This is a genomic window from Flavobacterium sp., from assembly GCF_043773265.1.
GTDB lineage: Bacteria > Bacteroidota > Bacteroidia > Flavobacteriales > Flavobacteriaceae > Flavobacterium.
Window position 1 is genome coordinate 22219 of record NZ_JAYVFH010000004.1, and the last position, 6000, is coordinate 28218.

At 29.6% G+C, this 6000-nt stretch carries 6 protein-coding genes; 4 read left to right on the plus strand and 2 right to left on the minus strand.

Annotated features, from left to right (window positions below; translation table 11 throughout):
- The first annotated feature begins 102 nt into the window (after positions 1-102).
- Complete coding sequence (locus ACH2BO_RS00290) at positions 103-1599, plus strand: sodium:solute symporter (RefSeq protein ID WP_395042754.1); 1497 nt, start codon at positions 103-105, stop codon at positions 1597-1599.
- Positions 1600-1609: 10 nt separating this feature from the next.
- Here ACH2BO_RS00290 and ACH2BO_RS00295 read toward each other — a convergent pair whose 3' ends face one another.
- Positions 1610-1975 carry a CoA-binding protein gene (locus tag ACH2BO_RS00295; RefSeq protein WP_395042755.1) on the minus strand — a complete coding sequence of 122 codons (366 nt, stop codon included), beginning with the start codon at positions 1973-1975 and terminating at the stop codon, positions 1610-1612.
- Between the two features lie 104 nt (positions 1976-2079).
- On the opposite strand from ACH2BO_RS00295, the gene ACH2BO_RS00300 reads away from it, so the two are divergent.
- From ACH2BO_RS00300 to ACH2BO_RS00310, 3 genes are all read left to right on the plus strand, one after another.
- A complete protein-coding gene (locus tag ACH2BO_RS00300) occupies positions 2080-2703 on the plus strand; it encodes a MarC family NAAT transporter (RefSeq protein ID WP_395042756.1) in 624 nt (207 codons plus the stop codon).
- Positions 2704-2748: 45 nt separating this feature from the next.
- A complete protein-coding gene (locus ACH2BO_RS00305; RefSeq protein WP_395042757.1) occupies positions 2749-4185 on the plus strand; it encodes an SDR family oxidoreductase in 1437 nt (478 codons plus the stop codon).
- A gap of 125 nt (positions 4186-4310) precedes the next feature.
- On the plus strand, positions 4311-4934 hold the full coding sequence (locus ACH2BO_RS00310; protein ID WP_395042758.1) for a chromophore lyase CpcT/CpeT: 624 nt from the start codon (positions 4311-4313) through the stop codon (positions 4932-4934).
- Between the two features lie 138 nt (positions 4935-5072).
- On the opposite strand, the gene ctlX is transcribed toward ACH2BO_RS00310, so the two are convergent.
- The coding region (ctlX, locus tag ACH2BO_RS00315; RefSeq protein ID WP_395042759.1) for a citrulline utilization hydrolase CtlX at positions 5073-6000 on the minus strand (928 nt) is incomplete at its 5' end.

The following is a 6000-nucleotide window of genomic DNA, read 5'->3' on the forward strand; positions in this document are numbered from 1 at the left end:
TTAATCTAAATCGTTTTTCTAAGTTCTATTACATCTTTTCTCTATTTTCTATAATCTATATTCTTTATTTTTTCTATTTTAGCACAACTTTAAAAACTACACATGTCACCATTTGCAATTTTAACATTAATCATAATTTACTTCGGATTATTAATTTTTATATCGAATGTTGTAAGCAAGAAAAGCTCTGATAATGATACATTTTTTAAAGCTAATAAAAATTCTAAATGGTACTTGGTTGCCTTTGGAATGATTGGAACTGCCATTTCTGGGATTACATTTATTTCTGTTCCTGGTGAGGTTGGAAATCCTGATTTGCAGTTTAAATATTTTCAGTTTGTAATTGGCTGTGCAATTGGTTTCATTATAGTTGCCAAAGTATTGCTGCCGTTATATTACAGAATGAATTTAACCTCCATTTATGGTTATATTGAACAAAGATTAGGAGTTGTGAGTTATAAAACTGCTGCAACTATTTTCTTAATTGGAAGAACAATTGGTTCTGCATTTAGATTGTTTTTAGTGATTTTTGTTTTACAACGTTATGTATTTGATTATTATAAAATTCCGTTTGCAGTAACGGTTTTAATTTCGCTAGCTTTGATATTTGCCTATACTTATCGTGGTGGATTAAAAACAATTATTATTACCGATTCCTTACAAACTTTTTTTTTATTGGCATCTGTTTTTTTAACTATTTATTTTATTTGTGACAGTTTAGATTTTGGATTTGTTGAAGCTTTTGAACAAGTAAAAAATAGTAATTATTCTAAAACATTCTTTTTTGAAGATTATTTAAAAGGAACTTATTTTTGGAAACAAATTCTTGGAGGAATATTTATAACCATTGCAACTGTTGGTCTGGATCAAGATTTAATGCAAAAAAACTTGAGTTGTTCGAACATTGGCGATGCTCAAAAAAACATGTTTACCTTTACAGGTATTTTTGTAATTATCAATATTTTCTTTTTAAGTGTAGGTGCATTATTATATATTTATGCTTCTAAAAATGGAATTGAAGTGCCTATTGTAAACAATGTTCCAAGAACTGATTTACTTTTTCCCGAAATTGCTTTTCATCATTTAACTTTAGTACCATCAGTTATATTTCTTCTGGGTTTAACCGCTGCAACATTTGCAACAACTGATTCTGCTCTTACAGCATTAACAACTTCTTTTTGTGTAGATTTTTTAGGAATGGATAAAACCGAAAATCAAAATAAACCAAATATTATAAGAACAAGGCATTTTGTTCATATCGGATTTTCGTTATTAATGTTTGTTGTGATTGTTATTTTTAATGCTATTAACGACAATTCAGTTGTAGAAATGGTTTTTAAAATTGCTTCTTATACTTACGGACCACTTTTAGGTCTTTATGGATTTGGATTGTTTATGAAAACTAAAACTGTTAGAGATAAATTTGTTCCAATTATATGTATAATTGCTCCGTCAATTTGTTTATTTTTAAACATAAACTCTAAAAAACTTTTTGGAGATTATGTTATTGGAAATGAACTAATTATACTTAACGGATTACTAACATTTTTAGGTTTATTAATAATTAGTAAACCTGCCACTTCACAAACAAAATATTAATTTATAAGAACTAATATTGATTTGTGGTTAGCAAAACCAATGTGCAAGCTTCTTCTACTTTAATATTGTTAACTTTTAACAATTGATAAAATTCAGGATTTTCGGTTCCAGGATTAAAAACTACACGTTTTGGTTTGGTTTCAATTATATAATTGTAATAATCGCGTTGTCGAATCGGATTTAAATATAGCGTTACAGTATCAATGTTTTTTAAAGGAATATTTTTGGTTCTTATAGAAACACCGGCAACTTCTCCTTGATTTTGACCAATTGCTAGTACTGAATGTCCTTTTTCTACAAGCATTGTAATAGCTTTAAAAGCATATCGTTCAGGTTTTGTTGAAGCACCAATTACTAAGGTTTTCTTATTTTTCATTTTTCAAAAGTACAAAATTTGGTTTGTTTATGATTAAAATTAACTTTACATTGATTTAAATTTTACCTTTGAGTGTGCAATCTAAATTACTTTTGCCAAAAACTATGGAAGTATTTATCTTTTTATTAGCTGCCTTATTTTCGGTTTTGAACCCAATTGGAACTGTTCCTATTTTTGTTGGTTTGACTCAAGATTACACCAAAAAAGAACGTTCTCGTGTTTCTTTATTAACAGGAATAAATGTTTTTATTATCTTGATAATATCATTTTTTATTGGTCAATATGTGTTAAAATTTTTCGGAATTACAATTCCAGCTTTACGAATTGCTGGTGGAATTATTATTGCAAGTTCGGGATTTTCATTACTTAACGGAAAATTTAATAAAAATAAAGGAATAAATAAAAAAGTTGAAGTAGAAATTCAAAGTAGAAACGATATTGCGTTAACTCCTTTAGCAATGCCAATGCTTGCTGGTCCAGGTTCTATATCATTATTAATTGCATTCTATCAAGAACACGATTCAACTTCAGAAATTATTTCTTCATGTTTAGCAATTTTAACGGTTGCATTTTTAATATTTTTGATATTGAGAAGTGCTCATTATTTGGCCAAAATTCTTGGAACATCCGGAATTGTAGCTATTTCAAGAATTGTAGGTTTCTTGACTATCGCAATTGGAATTCAGTATATAATAAGTTCTATTTTAAGTATTGTTAGAGGAATTTAACTATTGTTGAAGATTTTTTTTTATTAAATTTATAAAAAAATAATCATGAGGATACTTTTAACTGGCGCAAATGGCTATGTTGGCCGAAGATTATTACCCGAGCTTTTATCGCAAGGTCATCAAGTTATATGTTGTGTACGTGACCAAAACCGACTTGGATTGGACAAAGCTATGCTTGAAGCAGTAACAGTTTGGGAAGTTGATTTTCTTGATGAATTGAAATTTGATGCACTTCCAATGCATATTGATGTGGCTTATTATTTAATTCACTCCATGACGTCTTCTATATCAGATTTTGATACAATGGAAGCCAAAGCTGCAGAAAATTTTAATGTTTATATGGATAAAATTGGCGTTAATCAAGTTATTTATTTAAGCGGAATTGTAAATAATAATGTACTTTCTAAACATTTACAATCTAGAAAAGATGTTGAAGATATTTTGTATCAAGGAAATTTTAAAACGACAGTTTTAAGAGCAGGAATTATTGTTGGTTCTGGAAGTTCATCATTTGAAATCATTAGAGATTTATGCGAGAAATTGCCAATTATGATTACTCCTAAATGGGTTTTAACAAAATGTCAACCTATAGCAATTAGAGATGTAATTCAGTATTTAATTGGAGTTTTACTTCGAGAAGATTGCTACAATAAATCGTTTGATATTGGCGGACCAAACGTTATAACCTATAAGGAAATGATGCAGCTTTATGCCAAAACAAGAAAGATAAAACTTTGGATTTTTACATTTCCAATAATGACTCCAAAGTTATCATCTTATTGGTTGTATTTTGTAACCTCAACATCCTATAAATTGGCAATAAATTTAGTTAATAGCATGAAAATGGAAGTGGTTTGCAAGGACAATGAACTTCAAAAAATGCTTAATATTAAACCTATTACATATGTTGATGCAATAAAATTAGCTTTTATTAAAATTGAACAAAATTTAGTAATCTCTAGTTGGAAAGACAGTTTAAGTAGTGGACGATTTGGTCACAATTTTTCAGAATATATTCAGATTCCAAAATTTGGATGTTTAAAAGATCATCAATCTCGAAAAGTTGTTGATGTTGAACGTGCCTTGGATAATATTTGGACAATTGGTGGCGAACGTGGTTGGTATTATGGAAATTGGATGTGGCAAACTCGTGGATTTCTAGACAAATTGGTTGGTGGTGTTGGTACACGAAGAGGAAGAACGCATCCTAAACAATTGGATAATGGTGACGCATTAGATTTTTGGCGAGTACTTCTAGCCAATAAAGAAGAAAAACGATTATTACTTATTGCAGAAATGAAATTACCTGGCGAAGCTTGGCTAGAATTTAGAATTGACGAAGATAATGTCTTGCATCAAATTGCAACTTTTAGACCAAAAGGTTTGTTGGGAAGATTGTATTGGTATTCTCTAGTTCCTTTTCATTTTTTTATTTTTGGAGGAATGATAGATAATATTTTAAAATCGGAACCTGCTAAATAGAAGTACGAGGTTTGAAATAAGAAGTACGAGGATAAAATGTTGGTAGATGGAAGATGGAAGATAGAAAATGGAAGATTGTGAGGTTTAAAAATTTCAGTACTTTTGAAATCTAACTAAATTACAAAATGAAAAAAATTATTACATTATTATTAACTTCAATTTTAATTATTAGTTGCAAATCTAGTTCGAGTAGTATTTCTAAAAGCGAAAGTAATTTTAACGAATTACTAACTATAATGCAAGGAAATTATTCGTCAGAAAAGCATTCTAAACGTGATACAACTTATTTTAATATCTCACTAAGAATGGTTCCAATTTGGAAAGAAAAAGGGAATTATTTATATGTAGAACAAGCAATGTTTAGTAAACAAGAAAAACCATATAGAGTTAGAATTTATAAAATATCTCAAATAAATGAAAACGAGTTTGTAAGTGAAATTCATACTTTAAAAAATGAAAAAGATTGGATTGGAAAATGGAAAACTCCAGAAGCATTTGATTCTTTAACTGAAAATGATATTGACAAAAAAGAAGGTTGTGGCGTTGTTTTAAAACGATTAGGAAAAAATAAATTCTCTGGTTCAACAGGAAATAAAACTTGCCCAAGTGAACTTCGTGGCGCAAGTTATGCATCATCAATAGTTATTGTTAATTCAAATTCTATTGTGTCTTGGGATCAAGGTTTTGATAAAAATAATAAGCAAGTTTGGGGTGCAGAAAAAGGTGGTTATGAGTTTTTAAAATATTAAGAAAAAAAGTACGAGGTTTAATTTACAAAGTACGAAATTAAAGAAAATAGAGTATAGAAAATAGAGTATAGAAAAGTAAAATTCCAAATTCCAATAACTAAATTTTGGAATTTGGAATTTTTTTATTGAAATTTTTATTTAATTCTTAGGAAGAAAAATTTCTGCCATCATACATCTTGCGCTTCCACCTCCACAAGCTTCAATTGTGTCTAAGCTTGAACTTAATATTGTAATATGTTCCTCTAGTTGTGCAATTTGTTTTTTAGTTAAACTTTTATGAGCAGAAGTACTCATTACCAAGTAACGTCTTTCTTCTGCTGCTTGCAATTCTAACATATTTCCTGCAAAATTATTCATTTGATCTTCTGTTATCAATATAATTTCTTTTCCATCAGACTTTAGACTGTCAAGAACCATTTTTCTTTCTTTTTTATCATCAATACAATCGGCACAAATAACTGCAAAAGTATCACCAATACACATCATTACGTTTGTATGATAGATTAGTTTTCGTTCTCCACCTGCCTTGCCGTCAGGCAGGTTTACGGTTTGAAAAGCTTCAAAAATTATAGGATTTAAATCGAAATCTTCGCAGAATTCAATAAATAATTCTTCGTCTGCACGAGGAGAAAGTGCGCAATATGCTTTTCCATTTTCTCTATCAAGCACTATACTTCCTGTGCCTTCAAGATAAAAACCATCGTCTTCGGCAGCAGTATAATCCATTATTCCGTCATTTATTAAAAATCCTTTATCTTCTAAAATATCAAGAATATCTTCTCTTCTTTCGGCACGACGATTTTCGGCAAACATTGGATACAAGACCACATCACCATTTTCATGAAAAGAAATCCAATTGTTGGGAAAAATAGAATCTGGTGTGTCTGGATTTGCTGTATCATCAACTACATTTACATCTACGCCAACAACTCTAAGTTTGTTTACAAAAGTGTCAAACTCTTCTTGCGCTTTGGCATTAACAGTTTCTGGAGTTAATCCGTCAAGGACTTTTTGGTAATAATTGTTTACCGCAGTTTGCTCGTTCATTCTAAAAGCAACTGGACGA